The 22,865-nt window shown below is 34.8% G+C and carries 16 protein-coding genes; 10 read left to right on the plus strand and 6 right to left on the minus strand.

Annotation, left to right across the window (positions count from 1 at the left end):
• Positions 1–16: 16 nt before the first annotated feature.
• The 6 genes from glgB to BG262_RS04290 all read right to left on the minus strand — a co-directional run bounded on the left by glgB (position 17) and on the right by BG262_RS04290 (position 7,322).
• The gene (glgB, locus tag BG262_RS04265; protein ID WP_070787700.1) at positions 17–1,891 is read right to left on the minus strand and encodes a 1,4-alpha-glucan branching protein GlgB; all 1,875 of its coding nucleotides are present in this window, start codon (positions 1,889–1,891) and stop codon (positions 17–19) included.
• A gap of 121 nt (positions 1,892–2,012) precedes the next feature.
• Entirely contained in the window at positions 2,013–3,833 is a 1,821-nt protein-coding gene (locus tag BG262_RS04270; protein ID WP_070787641.1) for a glycoside hydrolase family 13 protein, read from the minus strand.
• A 187-nt stretch (positions 3,834–4,020) separates the two neighbouring features.
• Positions 4,021–4,689: an amino acid ABC transporter permease gene (locus tag BG262_RS04275; protein WP_099098720.1), complete on the minus strand. Its 669-nt coding sequence runs from the start codon at positions 4,687–4,689 to the stop codon at positions 4,021–4,023.
• A 24-nt stretch (positions 4,690–4,713) separates the two neighbouring features.
• Positions 4,714–5,394 (minus strand): amino acid ABC transporter permease, encoded by a 681-nt coding sequence (locus BG262_RS04280; RefSeq protein WP_070787642.1) that lies wholly within the window; start codon positions 5,392–5,394, stop codon positions 4,714–4,716.
• 312 nt (positions 5,395–5,706) lie between these two features.
• Entirely contained in the window at positions 5,707–6,534 is an 828-nt protein-coding gene (locus BG262_RS04285) for a transporter substrate-binding domain-containing protein (RefSeq protein WP_070787643.1), read from the minus strand.
• Positions 6,535–6,581: 47 nt separating this feature from the next.
• Positions 6,582–7,322, minus strand: a complete 741-nt coding sequence (locus BG262_RS04290) for an amino acid ABC transporter ATP-binding protein (protein ID WP_070787644.1) — start codon at positions 7,320–7,322, stop codon at positions 6,582–6,584.
• Between the two features lie 200 nt (positions 7,323–7,522).
• Here BG262_RS04290 and yycF point away from each other — a divergent pair, with 200 nt between their 5' ends.
• The 10 genes from yycF (at position 7,523) to BG262_RS04340 (ending at position 22,792) form a co-directional block, all read left to right on the plus strand.
• Positions 7,523–8,251 (plus strand): response regulator YycF, encoded by a 729-nt coding sequence (yycF, locus tag BG262_RS04295; RefSeq protein ID WP_070787645.1) that lies wholly within the window; start codon positions 7,523–7,525, stop codon positions 8,249–8,251.
• A 14-nt stretch (positions 8,252–8,265) separates the two neighbouring features.
• On the plus strand, positions 8,266–9,681 hold the full coding sequence (locus tag BG262_RS04300) for an ATP-binding protein (protein ID WP_070787646.1): 1,416 nt from the start codon (positions 8,266–8,268) through the stop codon (positions 9,679–9,681).
• Between the two features lie 31 nt (positions 9,682–9,712).
• Positions 9,713–10,516: an MBL fold metallo-hydrolase gene (locus tag BG262_RS04305; protein WP_070787647.1), complete on the plus strand. Its 804-nt coding sequence runs from the start codon at positions 9,713–9,715 to the stop codon at positions 10,514–10,516.
• A 72-nt stretch (positions 10,517–10,588) separates the two neighbouring features.
• Positions 10,589–11,317 carry a ribonuclease III gene (gene rnc, locus BG262_RS04310; protein ID WP_070787702.1) on the plus strand — a complete coding sequence of 243 codons (729 nt, stop codon included), beginning with the start codon at positions 10,589–10,591 and terminating at the stop codon, positions 11,315–11,317.
• On the plus strand, positions 11,317–14,862 hold the full coding sequence (gene smc, locus BG262_RS04315; RefSeq protein ID WP_070787648.1) for a chromosome segregation protein SMC: 3,546 nt from the start codon (positions 11,317–11,319) through the stop codon (positions 14,860–14,862). The genes rnc and smc overlap by 1 nt, the downstream gene beginning before the upstream one ends.
• Positions 14,859–15,656: a Cof-type HAD-IIB family hydrolase gene (locus BG262_RS04320; protein ID WP_070787649.1), complete on the plus strand. Its 798-nt coding sequence runs from the start codon at positions 14,859–14,861 to the stop codon at positions 15,654–15,656. The genes smc and BG262_RS04320 overlap by 4 nt, the downstream gene beginning before the upstream one ends.
• 67 nt (positions 15,657–15,723) lie before the next feature.
• Complete coding sequence (ftsY, locus tag BG262_RS04325; protein ID WP_083312896.1) at positions 15,724–17,106, plus strand: signal recognition particle-docking protein FtsY; 1,383 nt, start codon at positions 15,724–15,726, stop codon at positions 17,104–17,106.
• Between the two features lie 173 nt (positions 17,107–17,279).
• Positions 17,280–19,052, plus strand: a complete 1,773-nt coding sequence (locus BG262_RS04330) for an oleate hydratase (protein WP_070787650.1) — start codon at positions 17,280–17,282, stop codon at positions 19,050–19,052.
• A gap of 238 nt (positions 19,053–19,290) precedes the next feature.
• The gene (locus BG262_RS04335; RefSeq protein ID WP_070787651.1) at positions 19,291–19,887 is read left to right on the plus strand and encodes an ATP-dependent Clp protease proteolytic subunit; all 597 of its coding nucleotides are present in this window, start codon (positions 19,291–19,293) and stop codon (positions 19,885–19,887) included.
• Positions 19,888–20,122: 235 nt separating this feature from the next.
• Positions 20,123–22,792 carry a cation-translocating P-type ATPase gene (locus BG262_RS04340; protein ID WP_070787652.1) on the plus strand — a complete coding sequence of 890 codons (2,670 nt, stop codon included), beginning with the start codon at positions 20,123–20,125 and terminating at the stop codon, positions 22,790–22,792.
• Positions 22,793–22,865 lie beyond the last annotated feature (73 nt).

Below are 22,865 nucleotides of genomic sequence, written 5' to 3' on the forward strand. Positions count from 1 at the left end.
CTTTTTCTTAGTTATACTAAGATTTACCTTTCTTCTTTTTATCCTTAATTTTCAATTTCCAAAGTGAAGCACCAAGTGGCGGTAGTGTGAATGACAATGTATTTTTATAATGTTTCCAGTTACCTTCTCTGGTTTTGGTATCCTGATTTAATTTATCAAGATTTCCACCAAATTCTTTAAGTTCTGAGTTGAAGATTTCAGTATAAAGACCAGCATCGGGAACTCCAACAGTGAAATTAACGCGCTCAACTGGTGTCATATTAAAGACACACAATAGATAATTTTCCTCGTCTTTACGGAGGAAAGAAAAGATACTTTGATCACTATTATCCGCATCAATAATTTCAATACCAGAATAATCGTGATCAATTTTCCATAGAGGACTATGACCTTTGTAAAACTCATTCAAGCTTTTAGAATAGTGTTGCATTTTATGATTAAGATCATCATTTAAGCTATCCCACTCTAAACCTTGATTGTATTTCCATTCTAGGAACTGGCCGAATTCACTACCCATGAATAATAATTTTTTTCCAGGGTGACACATCTGGTATGCATATAGATTCCTAAGACCTGAAAATTGTTGTTCGCGATTTCCCCACATTTTATGCATCATACTCTTTTTACCATGTACGACTTCATCATGTGAGAAGGGTAAAATGAAATTCTCACTCATGGCATACATGAAACTAAAAGTTAGTAATCCATAATTATATTTACGAAATATCGGATCCATTTCGTAGAATCTTAAGATGTCATTCATCCAACCCATGTTCCATTTATAATCAAATCCAAGAGTATCTTCTGAAATTGGACCTGTTACCTTAATTTTCGTCTCAGAATCTTCCGCTATCATCAGAACATTAGGATGTTTTTCTTTGACAACAGCATTAAGTTTTCTTAAGAAGTGATATCCATCTAAGTTAATATTTGTTCCTTCGTGATTTGGTTCCCACGGACCTTCATCATAATCAAGGTAGACCATATTACTAACAGCATCTACACGTATCCCGTCAATATGATAATATTCTAACCAAAAGAGAGCAGAAGAAATTAAGAATGATTGCACTTGTGGTTTGCCTAAATCAAAATTTAAGGCTCCCCAGCGATAGTTGTTTGCTCTAGTTTCGTTGTAATATTCAAATGTAGGCGTTCCGTCGTAGTATGCTAAACTATCATCGTTAATGCAGAAGTGTCCAGGAACCCAGTCAACAATAACCCCTATATTATTTAAATGGCATTCTTCAACAAAGTCTCTTAATTCTTCAGGCCTTCCATAGGTATTTTCTAAAGCGAAATATCCTATTAATTGATATCCCCAAGACATATCTAAGGGGTGAGCCATGAGCGGCATGAACTCTACATGCGTATAATTCATTTCAATTAGATAAGGAATAAGAGTTTCTTTTAATTCTTTAAAAGTGTAAGGTGTGCCATCGTTATGATTTTTCCAACTATAGGGATGGACTTCATAAATATTAATAGGTTCTTTAAAATAATTGCTTTTATTTCTCCTGTTAATCCACTTGTCATCCTTCCAATTTTTTTCAGGAATATCATAAATAACGGAAGCAGTACCTGGTCTTTTTTCTAAACCGATAGAAAATGGATCAATTTTCATAATGATTTCGCCGTTACTACGGGTAACCTGAAATTTGTATAAATCGCCAATATTAGGTAAGTCAGTTGTGATTTCCCATACTTGACTATCAATTTTAGTCATAGGTATAGAATTTTCAGCCCAGTTGGTAAAGTCACCAACCAAATCAACATTTTGGGCATTTGGAGCCCAGACTCGAAATGTATGTCCGTTCTTTGTTTTATGATGACCGAAGTAATCTTGTGCCTTAAAGTTTTCACCTGTCATGAAACTTTCGGATTGCTTATTCAGAGTAGTTCTCCCTTCTAAAGTAATATAATTCACATATTTTATGAAAACGTTTACTTTTTACTATTAGTATACACTTTTATTGTGTTGTAATCAATGTTTTTTTAAAAAAACAAGAGCGTCATTAAATAACGTTCTTGCTTAAAAGTATAGAAGATTGTGGTTCGATTTTCACACCAGAAAAAAGGCTTAGAATCCTATCTGGTATTGGTTTTGAGAAGTGAATTGATTGGTCGTTTAAAATATCAATACTATTAGAAGCATTGATGACATGCACAGATATTTTTTCGTTATTATAACGAATTATTCCAAAACTTTTATTTGTGTAAAAAGAAAGTAAAAGGCCATTAGAAAGTTCCTTATTTTCCTTGCGTATTCTAATCCATTTTTTGAAGTCATCATGGACTTTATCGTTAATATTTTCCCACGGGAAAAAAGAACGATTATCCGGATCAGGTCCACCACTAGTGAGTGCCTCATCTCCATAATATATACAAGGAACACCAGGGAGTGTCATCAACATTTGTAGTGCGAGATAAAGTTTATTTGTATCTTCTCCAAGCATTGTTAAAGCACGAGCAGTATCATGTGTACCGATATTGTTGAAATTATTTAAGAAAATATCAAATGGATAGTTTTCCTGTAGATTAGTAAGTTGATAATAAGCAGTTTGAGCTGAGATATCTTTGTTTAAGAAATCTAGAATTAGACTACGAAATGGGTAATTCATAACTGAGTGCATTGAATTACCTAGTATATATTTACGCTTTTCTTCATAAGCAATCTTACGACTTGCATCTTCCCACACTTCACCAATTAAAACTTTGTCATTATAGTTATTCAAGGTTTTGCGGATTCCAGCAATAAAAGAATCTGGAAGTTCATCAGCGACATCAAGACGCCAACCATCAACACCAAACTTGGTCCATTTATTAACAACTGAATCATCTGCTTGATAGATATAGTTTTGGAACACAGGATTATGTTTATCGATTTCAGGTAAGTCCATAATTCCCCACCAAGATTCATAATCATGAGGGTATTCTTTGAATTTAAACCAATCAATGTGTGGACTTTTAGGATCACGATATGCGCCAACATTTTCACCAAAACGACCATCGTAGTTGAAATAGGTAGAGTTTCTACCCACATGAGAAAACACTCCGTCAAGAACAATCTGCATATTATTTTTATGAAGTTCTTTTATCAGATCGGTAAAGTCTTTCTCTGTTCCCAGTAAGGGGTCAATTTCCATATAGTCCGCAGTATCATAACGATGGACACTCGAAGCACTAAAAATTGGATTTAGATAGAGGGCAGTAATTCCCAAATCTTTCAAGTAAGGAATTTTCTCCCTAATACCACGCAGTGTTCCACCATAGTAGGTCCAACGTGCGATATCTCCACTAGGCTCTTTTACGTAAAAAGGTCGGTCAGTCGTCTTGCCATAGAAGAGGACATTATCAATTGGGTTTTCAATTTTTTCATTATCTGATTTAGCGTAGGAGTCAGGGAATATTTGATAAAAAACAGCATCTCTATACCAATCAGGTCCTTTATCTTCGCCATCAAAAATTGTCAAAGTAAAAGGAGATGTTTCATTTTTATGTGGATAGCACTGTCCTTCGCCAGTATGAGGTCTTTTTGCACCATAAAAGAAGAGGTAGGTACAGTCATTCTTATGTTCTCTTATTTGGAAAAAGTAACTATATACCCCAATTTTATCGAAATCAGTAAGCTCAATTGTATGTAAGTATTTAGTCGTGTTCGATGGGTTCATTGGAAAATATTTTTCAAAACCGTCTTCGCTTCGCAAAACGAAATCAACATCAACTGGGCTATCTGTTTCAACAATTATATTAAATTTATTAGTAGAATTTATTTTGTTTGCCCCAAAAGGGACTTTGTATTCTTCATCCCAGGGATTGAAGTAAAGGTTTGCCATTTAGTTATCTCCGATAGTTTTTATGAAAATGAAAGTACTTTTCATTGCTACTATTATATATCATTTGAAGTGAGTTTTCTATATATTTAGAAAATTGAAAGCGTATTTATAGGGAATGTAGTCATATGTTATATAGGAGAAAGTGCAAAAAATGATCAATCTAATGATTGACCATTTGGGAAATTATCTATTCTAAAGAGCTGGCCCAACTTCTAGATAGTCGTCTAGAAAATTGACTAATAATAAAGTTGATTACAAAGTAGATTACTGCAATTGTACCGTAAAGCATAAATACTTGCCCAGCTTGATAGTATTTCCCCATTAAGATTTGGGAGCTACCAAATAATTCTTGTAATGCTATCGCAGAATATAAGAAACTTGTATCTTTAATTACTGTTACGAATTGAGAAATTATTGCTGGGAGCATTTTTCTAATTGCCTGAGGCAAAATGATCAAAGTTAAAATTTGAAATTCAGAGAAGCCTTGTGATTTTCCAGCCTCTGTTTGTCCTTCAGGAACCCCGTTTAGACCACCACGAATAATTTCAGCTAAGGCGGCAGAAGTAAAAACTGTAAAGCTTGTAACTCCTGCTGGAACTGATTTCATCTTAAAGATTAAAAAGATAACGAAGATCCAGAGTAGGTTTGGTACGTTACGAACTATTTCTATATAGATGCTAGCAATAAGTTTGAGAATTTTACTTCGACCATTTCTCATAACTGCTAAGATGGTACCGAAGAATGTACTGAAAATAATTGCTAGTAATGAAATCCAAAGTGTAAGTTTTAACCCTTCGAAAATAAATCTCATATTTGGTGCAGTGAATACTTGTTGTGCTTGTTCGATTAATGACATTTTTCCCCTTTCTATTGACTATTATCAAATACTGTAAGAGTTTTTATTCTTTTCTTCAATATGGCGTCCATAAGATGCAATTGGGAAACATAGAATAAAGTATAGTGCACCCGCTGCTACAAATGCTGGAATATAGCTTAGATTTCCAGATGACCAGCTTTTGGCGGTGAACATTAAATCTGCTCCACCAATAAGTGCAATTGTAGATGTATTTTTAATTAAGTTAACCACTTGGTTTGTAAGGGGTGGGATAATCATTCTTACTGCTTGAGGAAGGATGATTAACTGCATTGCTTCTGTATAGGTGAAACCTTGTGATTCAGCAGCTTCAAGCTGTCCACGAGGAACTGCTTGGATACCACTACGAATAACTTCTGAAATATAAGCGCCGTGGTAAAGACCGACACATAGTACAGCAGTCCAGAAGGCACTGAGCATTAGGTGTTGGTTTAAGATCGGGAATCCGTAATAAACTACTACGAATTGAATAAGCAAGGGAATATTTTGGTAAAGTTCAACATATACAAGTGAGATACCTCTTAGTACTTTATTTTTACTTGAGGACATAGTTCCAAATATTATTCCAAGTGTAAGAGCAAGTATTAATGCACAGACAGCAATTCCAAGAGTGAAGAGGAATGCTTTTCCAAATATTCCAAAGTCACTAAAGAGTGCTTGCCAGCGTTCAAGAGCATATGGGCTCATAGGAACTCCTTTCTAAATCATAGTCGCTTAAGAATAGACTAATACATCGTTGCGATTTATACTAATAAGCTTGCTTATTTAAGTATAATCGACATCGTAGCAACGCGCAGTGACTCATCTCGATGAACGCTAGTTCTATCATTGATTCGTCGCCATTAGAAACTAATTGCTTTAGCAATTTAAGTTTTATGGACATCGTAGCGTAGCGCAGTGCCTCGTCTTGCGACTTACACTAATAAGCTTGCTTATTTAAGTGTAATCGACAATGTAGTAAACGAAGGTATTTCTATTTTAATCAACTATACATGTGAGTTATTTTTGTGATGCATCTTTCAAATTATATTTTTCGTATAATTTATTCATTGTTCCATCACTTTTCCATTTTGCGATAAGTTGATTGATATAATCATCAAGTTCGGTATTAGATTTTTTTGTCGCAACTCCATATTTCTGAGGTGCAAAACCAATATCAAGAATTTCGGTTTGATCATCAACATATCCAGATAAAATTGATTTATCTACAGCGAATGCATCTGTTCTTCCAGATGTTAGTGAAAGTTTTAATGATGGGTAATCAGATAACTCTGTGTATTGAAATTTAATTCCGTTTTCATCAGCCAATTTTTCTAAATTTGTTTTTGTACTAGATGACTGGGCTACACCGATATTTTTTCCATCAAGATCTTTAATATTCTTGAAATTATTTTTCTTTTTAACCAAAAAACCTGCTTCATCAGTGAAATATGGCTCTGTAAAGTTATATGTGAGCTTTCTTTCATCAGTAATTGTAAAAGTTGCGGCTACGATATCTATTTGGTTATTATCAAGTAAGGGACCACGAGTTTGAGCTGTTACTGGCGTGAATACAGCTTCTACACCAAGATCTTTAGCAATCAACTCTGCAAGCTCAATCTCCATTCCAGAAAATTTTCCAGTCTCTGGATCCTTGAAACCAAAATTAGGTACGTCTTGCTTAACCCCAACTTGTAATTTCTTACTTGATTTAATTTTATCTAAACCAGATTTTTCACTACCATTGCTGGCACTGTTTGTAGATGTTTTATTTCCGCTACAAGCAGTAAGTGTAATAAGGGCAACTAGGCTAGTGAAAAAGATTAGTGATTTTTTTAAATTTTTCATTATCTCTCCTTCTATCTTTATGATTAATTTAAGTTTTTTGTCTTAAATTAATGAGAAATAATTTGTCCAAGGAATTGCTTGGCACGTTCATCAGTCGGATTATCAAAGAAACCAGCAACATCAGTAGTATCTTGTAGAATCTCTCCATCAGCCATAAAGATGATACGGTCAGCTACATTACGAGCGAACCCCATTTCGTGAGTAACTACAAGCATATTCATTCCTTGCTTAGCGAGGTTTTGCATAACTTCAAGTACGTCACCAATTGTTTCTGGATCAAGTGCAGAAGTAGGTTCATCAAATAAAAGTAGTTTAGGGTGCATAGCAAGTCCACGAGCAATTGCGACACGTTGTTTTTGACCACCTGAAAGCATTCCAGGGTAGCTATCTTTTTTATCCCACATATTTACATATTGTAGATACTCTTCAGCTGTTTTTTCAGCTTCAGCTTTAGATATTTTTAGAACCTTAGTGGGTGCTAATGTAACATTTTCTAGCACAGTTTTGTGAGGATATAAATTAAAGTGTTGGAAAACCATCCCAACGTGCTTTCTAAGTTCTGCCAAGTCTTGATTACTTGCATTATCAACGTGACGACCGTCAACTATTAGTTCGCCAGAGTTAATTTTTTCTAGGGCGTTTATAGTACGAATTAGTGTTGATTTACCACTACCAGAAGGGCCTAAGAGAACAACCACTTGTCCTTCTTCAATTTCAAGATTAATGTTTTTTAGCGCATGGAAATCTCCAAAATACTTTTCAACATTTTTAAATTCAATAAGTGCCATAAAAAGTCCTTTCTTCTTGTTAGATTTTCTAACATTGATTTATTCTAGCAAAATATTTTTTTTTAGTCAAAGTAAAATTATGATTTGAATAAATTTTCTGATAATTTTTAAGTTGGTATATATCATTTGTGCCCATGCTTTGTAATATAGGAGGAAAAATTGTATAATAAGTATAAATTATAAATATGATGAGGTCTTGCATGAAAAAAATTCTTGTGGTTGATGATGAAAAACCAATTAGCGATATTGTAAAATTTAATTTAACCAAAGAAGGTTATGAAGTTGTAACAGCCTTTGATGGGGAAGAAGCACTTGAGCTTTTTGAATCAGAAAATCCTGATTTGATTTTGCTTGATTTAATGTTGCCAAAAATTGATGGACTAGAAGTTGCGCGTGAAATTAGAAAAACAAGCGATACGCCAATAATAATGGTTAGTGCAAAAGATAGCGAATTTGATAAGGTTATTGGTCTTGAACTAGGGGCTGATGATTATGTTACTAAACCATTTTCAAATCGTGAATTACTTGCTCGTGTCAAGGCTAACTTAAGACGTGCAAAAGCAGTTCAAACGGCTACTCCAGAGGATGACTCTAAGCAAGAAATTGTAGTCGGAGATTTAAAAATTGTTCCAGAAAAATATGTTGCTTACAAAAGAGACGAACCACTTGAATTAACACATAGAGAATTTGAGTTGCTCCATTATTTAGCACAACATATTGGAGAAGTAATGACACGTGAACATTTACTTCAAACTGTTTGGGGCTATGATTATTTTGGTGATGTTCGTACAGTAGATGTAACGGTTAGACGTTTACGTGAAAAAATCGAAGATACTCCAAGCAGACCTGAATATGTCGCTACTCGTCGTGGTGTTGGATATTATTTAAGTGAATCAAAGGATCTTTCAAAAAACGATAAGGAAAGTTAATATAAGTGAAGAAGATGAAGTTTTACAATTCTATTGTATTTAAGGCAACTGCGTTAGTCTTGCTTCTGTTTACAATCTTTATCATTTTTAACTATGACTTGTTGTCGCAAAACTTGATACTTTATAGAAGTTTTTTGGTATTTGCGCTTATTTGTTTAGTAATTACAATATTTACTACGCAGAGAGTTTCGGGTACAATCTTTAAAATTTCAAAACAGGTTGAGGATTATACTAATAATAACTATTCTGAAAGAAAAAATATTGTTGGAAATAACGAAACGACCTTACTATATGACAATGTTATTAAACTTGGTGAAGAGATTGAAAAGACTCAAGATACTCTTGAAAGCCAACATAATCGATTAAACGGAATCTTGACTTATATGACTGACGGCGTTATTGCAACTGACCGTCGTGGTAAAGTCGTAATGGCAAATGCAGCAGCACTTAGTATGCTGGATGAAACAGAAAAAAATATACTTTCAAGGCGCATCGTAGATGTCCTTGGACTAGCACAGAAATATAGTTTTAGAGACCTTTTAACACAGTCTCCCGAGATTATTGTCGATCGTGAAAATGAAATGGGTGAATACGTAAGTATACAGCTTCACTTTGCCTTATTTAGAAGGGATAGTGGCTTTATTTCGGGACTTGTTGTCGTTCTTCATGACGTAACCGAACAGGAGACAGCTGAAAGAGAGCGTCGTCTTTTTGTGGCAAACGTTTCTCATGAACTTAGAACACCACTAACAAGTGTGAAAAGTTACCTTGAAGCTTTGGATGAAGGAGCTTGGAAGGATCCAGATATTGCTCCTAACTTTATAAGCGTATCATTAGAAGAGACAAATAGAATGATTCGGATGATAAGTGATTTACTAACCTTATCAAGAATGGATAGGGAAGATATGATTGCTGACAAAGAAGTAGTTAACTTCGTAGCATTCCTTCACTTCCAATTGAATCGATTCGATCAAATGTCTGCTACTACAGGTCTTGATAAGACGATAAAAATTATTAGGAAAATTCCTTTCAATCCAATTTGGATTGAAATTGATACGGACAAGATGGGTCAAGTTATTGATAATATCATGAACAATGCCATCAAATATTCTCCAGAAGGTGGGAATATTACAGTATCATTAGAGGAAACAAGTAATCAGCTTTTACTTAAAATATCAGATGAGGGTATGGGTATTCCTAAAAAAGATCTACCTAAGGTATTTGATCGCTTCTATCGTGTGGATAAAGCGAGAAATAGGGAACAAGGTGGTACAGGTCTTGGACTTGCTATTGTACGTGATGTTATTAAGTTGCATGATGGTTATATTTGGGCTTCAAGTGACGGTGAAAGTGGTACTACAATTACTATCATCCTACCTTATAACCCAACTCTAACTCAAGAAGTTGAAGAAGAAGACGACTGGGAATAATATTCCCAGTTTTTAAAGCGAGGAAATAAAATTGGAAGAATCAGCATTTAAGTATAGTGTTTTGGCATCAGGTAGTAGTGGAAATGTTTTTTATCTTGAAAGTCCACAGAAAAAGATTTTAGTTGATGCGGGCCTATCAGGTAAAAAAATTGAAAATTTACTTTCACAAGTAGACAGAAATATTGCTGATATTGATGCCTTACTTATTACTCACGAACATAAGGATCACGTGGCAGGACTTGGAGTTTTAGCAAGGAAGTATAAATTTGATTTATATGCAAACCAAGAAACATGGAATGCTATTGGAGAGTCGTGTGGGAAGATTGCACCAGAGCAAAAAAATGTTTTCGAGATGGGGAAAACATTAACTTTTGGTGATCTAGATATTGAAAGCTTTGGTGTTAGCCACGATGCAGCAGCTCCACAATTTTATAAATTCATGAAGGATGGCAAAAGCTTTGTTATGCTTACTGATACGGGATATGTAAGTGATAGAATGATTGGGACTATTGAAAATGCAGATGCATATCTAATGGAGAGTAATCATGATATTGAGATTCTTCGAATGGGTGGATATCCGTGGAGGATAAAGCAGCGTATCCTTAGTGATCACGGACATTTATCTAATGAAGATGGAGCGAAAGCAGCAATTGATGTTATAGGGGCGAAGACTAAAAAAATATTTTTAGGCCACCGCAGTCAACAAAATAATATTAAAGAATTAGCACATATGACTATGGTTAACACACTTATGCAAAATGATATTGATGCTCGCAATGAAGTAATGGTATTTGATACATCTCATATTGAAGCGAGTCCTTTGTTTAATATTTAATCCATACTTACGATTGAAGAATTCAATCGTTTTTTTTGCTATAATACTAACAAGGAGAAAAAAATGAATAAAATTAATGAATTAAATAATGAATTAACTGAACACTTCTCAGTAAATTTTTCTGATTTAAAATTACTTGAGCAAGCATTTACTCATTCGAGTTATGCAAATGAACAACGTCTCCCAAAAGCTTCAAACAACGAAAGGTTGGAGTTTCTTGGAGATGCGGTTTTGGAATTAACGATTTCTGAATTCCTATTTAAGAAATATCCAGACCGCCCAGAAGGGGAACTATCAAAAATGCGTTCAAATATCGTCAGAACCGAAAGTTTAGCTAATTTTGCGCGAGTTTGTAATTTTGATAAATATATTTTACTTGGACATGGTGAAGAAAAAAGCGGTGGAAGAAGTCGTGATACAAATTTAGAAAATCTATTTGAATCATTTTTAGGTGCACTTCTACTGGATAAAGATTTTCATTCTGCTGAAGACTTTATATACAAGGTAATTATTCCAACAGTTCAAAGTGGAGAATTTGAAAAAGTTGTTGATTTTAAGACAAGTCTACAAGAAGCGCTTCAAATTAATGGAGATGTAAATATTAGTTATGAAGTTGTTAACGAGAGTGGACCAGCACATCAGAGAATTTTTGATGTAGAGGTTTATCTTGATGAAGAAAAAATTGGTCGTGGTTCAGGGAAATCAAAGAAAGCTGCTGAACAGGCTGCAGCAAAAAATGCTCTTGATAGTAATGATAATCTTGTTGTAGAAACAAGCATTTTACAACAGGGAGAAAATTAATGTTTCTGAAAAAAATAGAAATGATTGGTTTTAAATCATTTGCTGACCGAACAAAAATCCAATTTGACCAAGGGATAACTGCAATTGTTGGTCCAAATGGTTCTGGAAAGTCAAATGTAACTGAAAGTTTGCGTTGGGCACTGGGTGAACAATCTGCTAAAAGTTTACGTGGTGCAAAAATGCCAGATATTATTTTTGCTGGTACCCAAAATCGTAAGGCGCTTAACTTTGCAGAAGTAATTGTTACATTTGATAATGAAGATAAGTATCTAAATTCGGAAAAAGAAGTCTCTATAACTAGAAGACTATATCGTAATGGTGATAGTGAGTTTCTAATAAACGGGAAAAAAGTTCGTTTAAAAGATGTTCATGATCTCTTTACTGATACAGGTCTTGGACGTGATTCATTCTCTATAATTTCTCAAGGGAAAATAGAATCAATCTTCAATAGTAAGCCAGAAGAACGCCGAGCTATCTTTGAAGAAGCAGCAGGTGTACTAAAATATAAAGGACGTAAGAAAGAGACTGAAAGTAAGTTAAATGGTACCCAAGAAAATATAGATCGTTTAGATGATATTCTATATGAATTGAATACACAGCTCGTACCATTAAAAGCTCAAAGAGATACTGCTCTTAAATATCAAGGTTTAGAAGAAGAAAGGGTTAAGTTAGAACTTTCAGTAGTTGTGGCTCAAATTATCAAGGAAAAAATTTCCTATGATGAGCGTGAAGAATCACTAGAGAAGATTAAAAAAGAACTATCTGAGATTGCTGAAAAGCAAAAGAAATTTGAGTTAACGAATTCTTCGATTAAAGATAAGAGACAAAAACTTGAGTTTCAAAAAGAAGAACTTCAAACTGAAGTTGTCAGCCTCACACGGCTAAAATCTGATTATCAAGGGAAAATAGAACTTTTTGATAGTCAAAAGAACGCTTCTGACAAGTCTAAGGCTGAAATCGAAGAACGTCTTAAAACTGCAGAAATAGATGAAATTGACTATCAAGAAAAGCTTAAGGAAGTCCAAATATCTATTGAGGAAAATCAGTTACAGAAGTCTGTTCTTGAAAAGGAGCTTGTTGCTTTAGAAATTGAACAAGGAAAATACTCTGACAGTCCAGAAGTGATTATGGAACAGTTGAGAACAGATTATGTTGACCTAGTAAATAAGGAAGCAGAAATCACTAACCAGATTACAAGGAATAAGGCAGAGATTGATAATATTCTACGAACTACAAGAGAACAAAATGAAAATTCTCAACAGTTAGAAGAAAAATTTGCAGAAAATCAAAGGCTTCTTGAACAAAGTAAGACTGAAGTTGAAAAGAGCAAACTTGATGTTGAGGGATTGCTAGATGAATATAAGAAGATTGCTTCTGCTCAGTCCTTAGTAAGTCAAGAGTTTCAAAAAGCTCAAAATGAAATGTTTGATCAGCTTGATATCTTGAAGAATCAAAGAGCTAAGCTAACTAGTTTGGAAAATATTCAGGCAAATCACAGTAATTATTATCAAGGTGTAAAAGCGGTCTTGCAAAACGCAGATAATATTGGAGGAATCGTTGGTCCAGTTGCTGATCTTATTAGTTTTGATTCTCAATATGCTACTGCCATGGAGATAGCGCTTGGAGCTGGTGCTCAAAACGTTATTGTTGAGGATGAAAACTCAGCTCGTAAGGCGATAGATTATCTTAAGAAAAGTCGTCAAGGACGTGCAACATTCTTACCACTTACAAGTATTCGTGAGCGTGAACTCTCGCAAAACAATATTAATAAGCTTCAAGGTATGAATGGGTTTATTGATGTAGCTTTGAACTTAGTCGAGTTTGAACCAAGAATATTCAAGGCCCTTTCAAGTCTATTAGGTACAACTGCAATTGTGGATACGACTGAAAATGCCAGTCAGATTGCAAAAGCATTAAACTATTCAGTTCGTATCGTAACACTTGATGGAACTCTCCTTATGCCAGGTGGTTCTTATTCGGGTGGTGCAGGCAAGCGAAATTCAACGACTTTTACAGTTGCAGAAATAGATAATCTTAAAAAATCTCTTCCGCAGATGGAAGAAGCTTTAAAGACTGCTGAATTAAAAGTTCAAGAATTACAAAATAAACGTGATTCACTAACGGCAGAGCTTGAAAATATTCGCCAAGCAGGAGAAATGGCAAGACTTGCTAGTCAAGAGAAGCAAATTAAGCTTGAACAGTTACAAAAAGAAGAAGAAGATTTTAAAATTCAACTTTCTTTCATCTCAACAAGTAAGGATTCTCTGGAACTTGAAAGTTTAACCAATAAAAATAAAGAATTAGAACAAGAATTATCAGCCATTGCTATAAAAAAAGTTAAGATAGATGGTGACTTAAGTCAAATTCGTGAAAATCAAGCAGATCTTAAGTTAATTCAAGATAAATTACAAAACGATATTCAAGAAACGCGCCTGAAACTTTCAGAAGTGAGCAGTGAACTTAGATTCTCAGCAACAGAATTAAGTCGTCTAGAAAGAGAACTTGAAGATACACTTGCAGAAATTAAAGGATTGACTCTAAGTCTAACTGAGCCAAGTGATTTGAGTCTTGAAGAAAGAGACAACTTATCAAATAAACTTGTGGAGGTTGAAGAACGACTTGAATCTTGTAATCGTAAGATTATTCAGATCAAATTTGAATCAGAGGATTTACAAGCTCAGCTTGATGATTTAGAGGATGAAAATGCCGAAAATATTAATTTACGTCAAGTCGTTGGTGACAAGAGGACAAGACTTGAAATGGAGCTTGAACAATCTAAGAATTATCTTTTAAGCAGACAAAGTCTTTTGACTGATAATTACCATATGAGTTTTGAAGAAGCAAAAGACAAGTCGACTGATATTGAAGATCTTAAGCAATCTGAGATGAAATTACGTGACTTAGAAAAAGCTATTCGTGCTTTAGGCGTCGTCAACCTAGATGCTATAATTCAGTATGAGGAAGTAAGCACGCGGTATGATTTCCTTAATACACAAAAAGAAGATTTACTCCAGTCTAAGGAAATGCTCCTTACAACAATTTCTGATATGGATGAAGAAGTTAAGGTGCGTTTCAAAACAACTTTCGAAGCCATTCGTGAAAGCTTTAAAATGACATTCACTCAGATGTTTGGTGGCGGGAATGCTGATTTAGAGCTTACAAGTGACGATTTACTTGAAGCTGGTGTTGAGATAGCTGTTCAACCACCTGGTAAGAAACTAGCAAGCCTGAACCTGATGAGTGGTGGAGAAAAAGCGCTGACAGCATTAGCTTTATTATTTGCTATATTGCGTGTCAGGACAGTACCATTCGTTGTACTCGATGAAGTAGAGGCAGCACTTGATGAAGCTAACGTTAAACGTTTCGGTGACTATATGACACGATTTGATGGAGCCAGTCAGTTTATCGTTGTAACCCACAGAAAGGGTACAATGGCCGCAGCAGACGTAATGTATGGGGTTACCATGCAAGAGTCAGGGATTTCAAAGATAGTTTCAGTAAAACTTAAAGATATAGATGAGAAAGTACTTGAGGAGGAAAAATGATAAAATTATTAGCCTTAGACCTAGATGGAACTCTTTTAAATAGTAAAAAGAAAGTTTCGGAGGGAAATAAAAAAGCCCTTGAAGCAGCTAAAGAAAAAGGAGTTAAAATTGTAATAACAACAGGTCGTCCTCTAATGTCAATTGAGCACCTTCTGTCCGAATTGAATCTGGTAGATTCAGATGAATATAGTATCACTTTCAACGGTGGTTTAGTTCAAAAGAATACTGGTGAAATTTTGACTAAGGATTCACTTTCGGTAGACGAACTTAAAGAAATCCATGATGTTACATCAAGTCTTAACTTACCATTGTCAATTGTAAGTGATGACACAGTCTATCAGGTTGATGGATATACGGATTATCAAAAAATAAATCCAATTCTAAAATACGTTGAGCTTCCAATTGACCAACTCCCTAAAGACAGGATTTATAATAAGGCAATTTGTTGTAAAGAAGTAGATTTCTTAGATGAAAAAATTAAGGAATTACCTGCTGATCTACTTGAAAAATTTGAAGCATTCAAATCAAGAGACATCATTCTTGAATTTATGCCTAAAGGTGTTGTAAAATCTACTGGTCTAAATAAATTGATAAATATTTTGGGAATTGATCAGTCAGAAGTAATGGCTATCGGTGATGAAGAAAACGATTTGTCAATGATTGATTGGGCAGGCTATGGTATGGCAATGGCAAATGCAGTCCCTGTGGTCAAGGAAAGAGCAAACCATGTCATTCCACTAACAAATGATGAAGATGGAATTGCATGGGCAATTGAAAATTATATCTTGAAATAAGATTCTTTTCCCTATGGGAAAAATAAGACTATATAAGAAATAAAAATAGATTTCGGAGAAAAGTGATATGGGTTTATTTGATAGATTATTTGGTAAGAAAAAGAAAGAAGAAAATCAGGAAGAGCTTCAAGCACAACTTCAAGCTGAAGAAATTGCAAAGGAAATTAGTGAGACAGAAAAATCTGGAGAAGCAGTTCAAGTAATTGAAAATGTGGAAGAAGAACCTAAAGATGGTGAACCTGAAATAAAGGTTGAGAAATCTGAGGGAGACATTCCTACAGTTAGAGTAGAAGATATTATTGAAAAAAGTGATATCGAGGAAGAAACGGCACCACAAGTAACTGAAAAGGTGGATGTTTCTCAACCTGTGGAAGACGATACTGCAGTTGAAGAAGAACCGACAGTTGAAGAGTCAGTGGTTGAAGAAGAAAATATAGAAGAACCAGTAGCTGAAGAGCCAAAGCTTGAAGTAGAAAATATAGAAGAACTAGCGATTGAAGAAGTAGTACCGGTAAAAACTGAAAAAGAAGTTGAAGAAAAGTACGAAAAATCACTCAAGAAAACAAGTCGTTCGTTTGGAGATCGTCTGAATGCTCTGATGGCCAACTTTCGTGGTGTTGATGAGGAATTCTTTGAAGATGTTGAAGAAGCACTTATTCTTAGCGATGTAGGCTATGAATTATCTCTTGAAATTGCAGAAGAATTGCGTGAGGAAGTGCGTCTCAAGAATCCAAGAAAACGTCAAGATGTAAAGAATGTAATTATTGAAAAGTTAGCTGACACACTTGATGACAATGGATTAAATCACTCTCTTAACTTACAGGATGATGGACTTTCGGTATTTATCTTTGTAGGAGTAAATGGTGTCGGTAAAACAACTACAATTGGTAAACTTGCAAATCGTTACCGTCTAGAAGGTAAAAAAGTACTCCTTGCTGCGGCAGATACTTTTAGAGCAGGAGCGACAGATCAATTAGTTGAATGGGGGCGCCGTAGCCAAGTTCCTGTAGTAGTTGGTCGTGAAGGTGGTGATCCTGCAAGTGTTGTCTTTGATGCTGTAAAAAAAGCAAAGGATGAGGATTATGATGTTCTTTTAATTGATACTGCAGGAAGACTACAAAATAAGGATCATTTGATGAAGGAACTTGAAAAAATTATTCGTATCATCAAACGTGAGCTACCTGATGCGCCACATGAGACTTTATTAGCAGTAGATGCTACAACAGGCCAAAATGCCACACAACAAGCAAAACAATTTTCAGAGGTTGCTCCTTTAACTGGTATTATTTTGACTAAGTTAGATGGAAGTGCTAAAGGTGGTATTGTCTTTGCTATTGAAAATACTTTAAAGATTCCAGTTAAATTAGTTGGTCTTGGGGAAGGACTAGATGATTTGGAAGATTTCTCACCGGAAAACTTCGTTGTTGGGGTATTTTCTTCATTAATATAAAAACTTATAATATAGTGAACAATCCTAAGTATATAAGATAAATCAGGATTGTTTTTTTATTTTCTGTTATTTAATGTGTAATTGAAATAAAAAATTGAAAAAAATATTTTATATTTACGGTTATAAGGACTATAATGAAGCCATATCTTACATATATATGGGAGGAAAAAATAATGTACAGATCAAATGGAAATTATGAAGCTTTTGCAAAACCTAAAAAACCTGAAAATGTTGACAATAAATCAGCATATCTTATTGGTTCAGGGTTAGCTTCACTTGCAGCAGCAGCATTTATGGTGCGTGATGGTCAAATGAAGGGAGAAAATATTCATATTCTAGAAGAACTTCCACTTGCTGGGGGAAGTTTAGATGGTATATATAATCCAGATAGAGGTTTCATTATCCGTGGCGGTCGTGAAATGGAAAATCACTTTGAATGTCTTTGGGACTTATTCCGTTCAGTTCCCTCATTAGAAGTTGAAGATGCATCTGTTCTTGATGAATTTTATTGGCTAAATAAGGAAGATCCTAACTATTCAAAATGTCGTGTGATTGAAAACCGAGGCCAACGAATCCCAACTGATGGTAAATTTACTCTTAGTGATAAATCTGCAGAAGAAATGGCGAAACTATTTTTTACCAAAGAAGAAGATTTAAATGATAAAAGAATTACTGATGTATTTTCAGAAGAATTTTTTGAATCAAATTTCTGGATTTATTGGAGTACAATGTTTGCATTTGAAAAGTGGCATTCAGCAATGGAAATGCGTCGTTACATAATGCGTTTTATTCACCACATTGATGGACTTCCAGACTTATCTGCGCTTAAATTTACAAAGTACAATCAATATGAATCATTAGTTTTACCTCTTGTATCATACTTGAAATCTCATAACGTTCACTTCCAATATGATACTGCCGTTAAGAATATTTTAGTTGAACACATTAATGATGAAATTATTGCATCAACATTGGTAGTTGAGCAAGAAGGTAAAGAAAAAAATATTGATTTAACTTCTGATGACCTAGTATTTGTCACAAATGGTAGTATCACAGAAAGTACTACATATGGTGATAATGATACACCTGCTCCCGTAACTCATGATTCCGGTGCTAGTTGGTCATTGTGGGAACATTTGGCTGCTCAAGATAGTAAATTTGGAAAACCAGCTAAATTTTTTAAAAATATTCCTGATGAAAGCTGGCATGTTTCAGCTACTGCAACAACTTTAGATGATAAAGTTGCTCCTTATATTGAAAAAATTAGCAAGCGTGACCCGTATGCTGGTAAGGTAGTTACAGGAGGTATCGTAACTGCCAAGGATTCAGGTTGGGTGCTCAGCTATACTTTAAACCGACAACCACACTTTAAAAAACAACCTCATGATCAACTTGTTGTTTGGATTTATGGATTGCTTTCAGATGAACCAGGTGATTTCATTAAGAAGAAAATAACTGAATGTTCAGGAAATGAGATTGCTCAAGAATGGTTGTACCACATGGGAGTTCCAGTTGAAGAAATTCCTGATCTTGCTAAAAATTCAATCAATACAGTACCAGTATATATGCCTTACATAACTTCATACTTTATGCCACGCTCAGAAGGTGATCGTCCACAAGTCGTTCCTGAAGGCTCTAAAAATTTAGCATTTATTGGAAATTTTGCTGAAACTGAAAGAGATACGGTATTTACAACTGAATACTCTGTACGTACTGCTATGGAAGCCGTTTATACTCTTTTAAATGTTGATCGTGGTGTACCAGAAGTATTTGCGTCAGCCTTTGATATTCGCACATTATTGAAATCAACATATCGCTTGATGGATGGACAAAAACTAGAAGATATTAAAGTACCTTTCCCAGCTAAAATATTTGAAAAACAATTATGGAAGAAGGTTAAAGGAACTTATTTAGAAGAACTACTAAGAGACAGTGGTTTGATATAAGATGAAAGAGCACAATGTTGCTCTTTTCTTTTAAAGTGGTTCTTAGGTCTTATAGATAAGCGGAAAATATTTCTGTATAATTAATAATGAATCAATTTTAAAAAACTTAGCTTTTATAAGGTTAGACAATATATTTGACCTTAACTGACCAATATTGTAAAATTAAATAGTAGCCTTAAATTGATAAGGTAATCAAAGTTAACTTTTTAGAATAAACAAGTATTTTAAAGGAGATAAAATGAATTTAGTTCCAACAGTCATTGAACAATCAAGCCGCGGAGAACGCGCATATGACATCTATTCTCGTCTTTTGAAAGACCGCATTATTATGCTTACTGGAGAAGTTGAAGATAATATGGCAAATACAGTAATTGCCCAATTACTTTTCTTAGATGCTCAAGATAGTACTAAAGATATCTATCTTTATGTAAATACACCTGGTGGATCTGTAAGTGCAGGTCTTGCAATTGTTGATACAATGAACTTCATCAAGTCTGATGTCCAAACAATTGTTATGGGTATGGCAGCAAGTATGGGTACAATCATTGCTTCAAGTGGTACTAAGGGTAAACGTTTCATGTTACCACATGCTGAATATATGATTCACCAACCGATGGGTGGTACTGGTGGAGGTACTCAACAAACTGATATGGCCATCGCTGCTGAACATTTACTTAAAACACGTAATACTTTAGAAAAGATTCTTGCTGAAAATTCTGGTCAAACTCTTAAGAAGATTAATAAGGATGCTGAACGTGATAACTGGATGAGTGCCCAAGAAACTCTTGAATATGGCTTCATTGATGAAATCATGGAAAACAACAAATTGAAATAAAACTTAGATCTTATTTGATCCCCAAGACCAAATGAGATGGAAAAGGTGTGATTCCCTGGGGAATTGCACCTTTTTGTATTCTTTAGAACCAAAAATTTAAAAATATAGTTTAGAAAGCTTCATTCAAGGAGATTTCCAACTCTAAGCTGTCAATAGGCCTGAATTTCTGAAGAAGAAAATGCAGATAAATTAATGAAATCTTGAATGAGATACCTACTGAAAAGGAGAGATAGATATGAAGAAATGGTATAGTGAAAACTTAGATAAAGTCGTTAGTCAACTGGATACAAATGCAGAGGTAGGACTAACAGAAAATCAAGTAAAAGACAGACAAGAAAAATATGGTAAAAATATTTTTGAAGTAGAGCAGAAGACAAGTTTATTTAAAAGAATTTTACATCAATTAAGTGATGTATCGACAATTGTTTTGCTGGTGGCGACAGCCTTATCATTTTTACTAGCAATCAAGGAAAATGAAGGATTTATTGAACCGATAGTTATCCTAGCAGTCGTTATATTAAACGTTGTCCTTGCAATTACACAAGAAGGAAAGGCAGAAAAAGCATTAGATGCCTTAGCTGATATGAATGCACCAAATTGCTTGGTCTTGAGAGACGGTATGCGTATAAGTATTGAAGCAACCGAATTGGTTCCAGGAGATATTATCATTTTAGAAACTGGTAGTGTTGTTCCAAGTGATGCTAGACTTGTAGAAGCAACAGGTCTTTCCTGTGATGAAGCTGCTTTGACAGGTGAGAGCGAGCCGGTTGAAAAAGATGCAAGTTTAATTATTGATGGTACGGTAGCCGTTGGTGACCAAAAAAATATGGTGTTTTCAAGTACAGTAGTGACAGCGGGTCATGGTAAGGCGGTTGTTACTGATACTGGAATGAATACTCAAATGGGACAAATCGCTGGCCACTTAAATAATAGTGAGAATTTAAAAACTCCCCTTCAATTAAGATTAAATTCTTTAGGTAGAGTTATTTCGTGGATTGCTATCGGCTCAGCCTTCTTCTTGTTAGCTATAGGTCTACGTGGTGGTTCTAGTTTTGATGAAATGATTATGGTTGCGATTTCCCTTGCTGTTGCTGCCGTTCCTGAAACACTATCGTTGATTGTAACTCTGTCATTGACAAACGGAGTTCAAAAAATGGTTAGTAAGAATGCGTTAATTCGTAAATTGCCAGCAGTTGAGACACTAGGGAATACATCTGTTATTTGTTCAGATAAAACAGGTACTCTTACTCAAAATAAAATGACAATTCAAGAACTTTGGTTTAATAAGAATCAATCTGTTCTTGCAAAGTCAGAATTTAATGTTGAGGAAGAGAAAATGTTAAAACAACTAGCTTTAGCTAGTAATGCAAGTATTGAAACAAAAGAAGATGGTCAAATACAGTATATTGGTGATGCCACGGAACTTGCAATCATCAGTTTATTGAATGACAAGGGATTTGACAAAAAAGATCTTGAAAGCCAATATGAAAAAGTAGCTGAAATTCCTTTTTCGTCCCAAAGAAAAAGAATGACTGTGGTATATAAAGAAGATGATGGCTACCTAGTAATTACCAAGGGAGCACTTGACCGTATACCTATTGTGCGTGATGAAAAACAATGGGAAAAGATTTCCGAAGTTCATGACTCATATGCAGATAAGGCGCTTCGTGTCATTGCACTTGCAGTGAAAAAGGTTAAAGAGATTCCAGAAATGGATAATCTTGAAGCATTGGAAACTGATATGGAGTTTGTTGGTTTAATTGGTCTAATTGATCCACCACGCCCAGAAGTTAAAGAAGCGATTGCTAAGGCTAAAAAAGCAGGAATCACAACGGTAATGATTACGGGAGACCACGCAGCCACAGCAGCTGCTATTGCAAAAGAGATTGGTATTTTAACTGAAGGTAAGAAAGTTTTAACTGGTTCAGCTTTAGCAGAAATTTCAGATGTCGAGTTAAACGATACTGTTAGAAATTACGCAGTGTATGCAAGGGTTTCGCCAGAGGATAAAATTCGGATTGTTGAGGCCTGGCAGGCTCAAGGTGAGGTTGTTGCTATGACAGGTGATGGAGTAAATGATGCTCCAGCTCTGAAAGCTGCAGATGTTGGTATAGCCATGGGGCAAACTGGTACGGAGGTAGCAAAAAATGCCTCAGATATGATTTTAACCGATGATAACTTCTCAACAATTGTTGAAGCAGTTGAGGTTGGACGTAATGTTTACGAGAATATAAAAAAGACAATCCTCTTCCTTCTAGTATGTAACTTAAGTGAGATATTTATTATGCTCTTTGCTCAAATTGCAGGTTGGGGAATCGTTTTAACACCAGTAATGCTTCTGCTTATTAACTTACTAGGTGATGGTATTCCAGGCCTACAACTTGCTAACGAGCAATCTGATGAAGATATAATGGCTAAGAAACCTATTAAACGTGATGCAAGTATTTTTACACCAAGTATGCTCAATATGATTCTAAGACAGACTTTAGTGTGTGCGATTGTATCATTGATTGCCTTTTATGTTGGAGATAGGATGACTGTCGGAGGTCTTGGTCCAGATTTAGTTTTAGGGGAAACTATGGCATTCTTGACGGTGGGATGGACATCTATTTTACATATTTTTAATGTGCGTAGTAAAGATTCGATAAAAAATACATCTATTTCTGCTAATAAACCTTTAGTTTATAGTGCCTTTGCAATGATAGCAGTGTTTGCCTTATTAGTTTTAACACCCATAAGAGGGATCTTTGGTATGACTAGCATTGCACCAATTCATTGGTTAATAATTGTAGTTCTTTCAATTATTCCAACCATCATTTGTGAGCTTGCAAAAATTTATGATAACAATCCTAATGCAATTCACAGAAAGACTTATAATTACATTAAGAAAATTAAAAATAGCTAAAAGTAGTCTGTTTAGGACTGCTTTTACTTATTTTAATGTTTCTAACTTATGGAACTGAAATATTTCTTTTGCA

This window comes from Floricoccus penangensis, assembly GCF_001832885.1.
GTDB classification, from domain to species: domain Bacteria; phylum Bacillota; class Bacilli; order Lactobacillales; family Streptococcaceae; genus Floricoccus; species Floricoccus penangensis.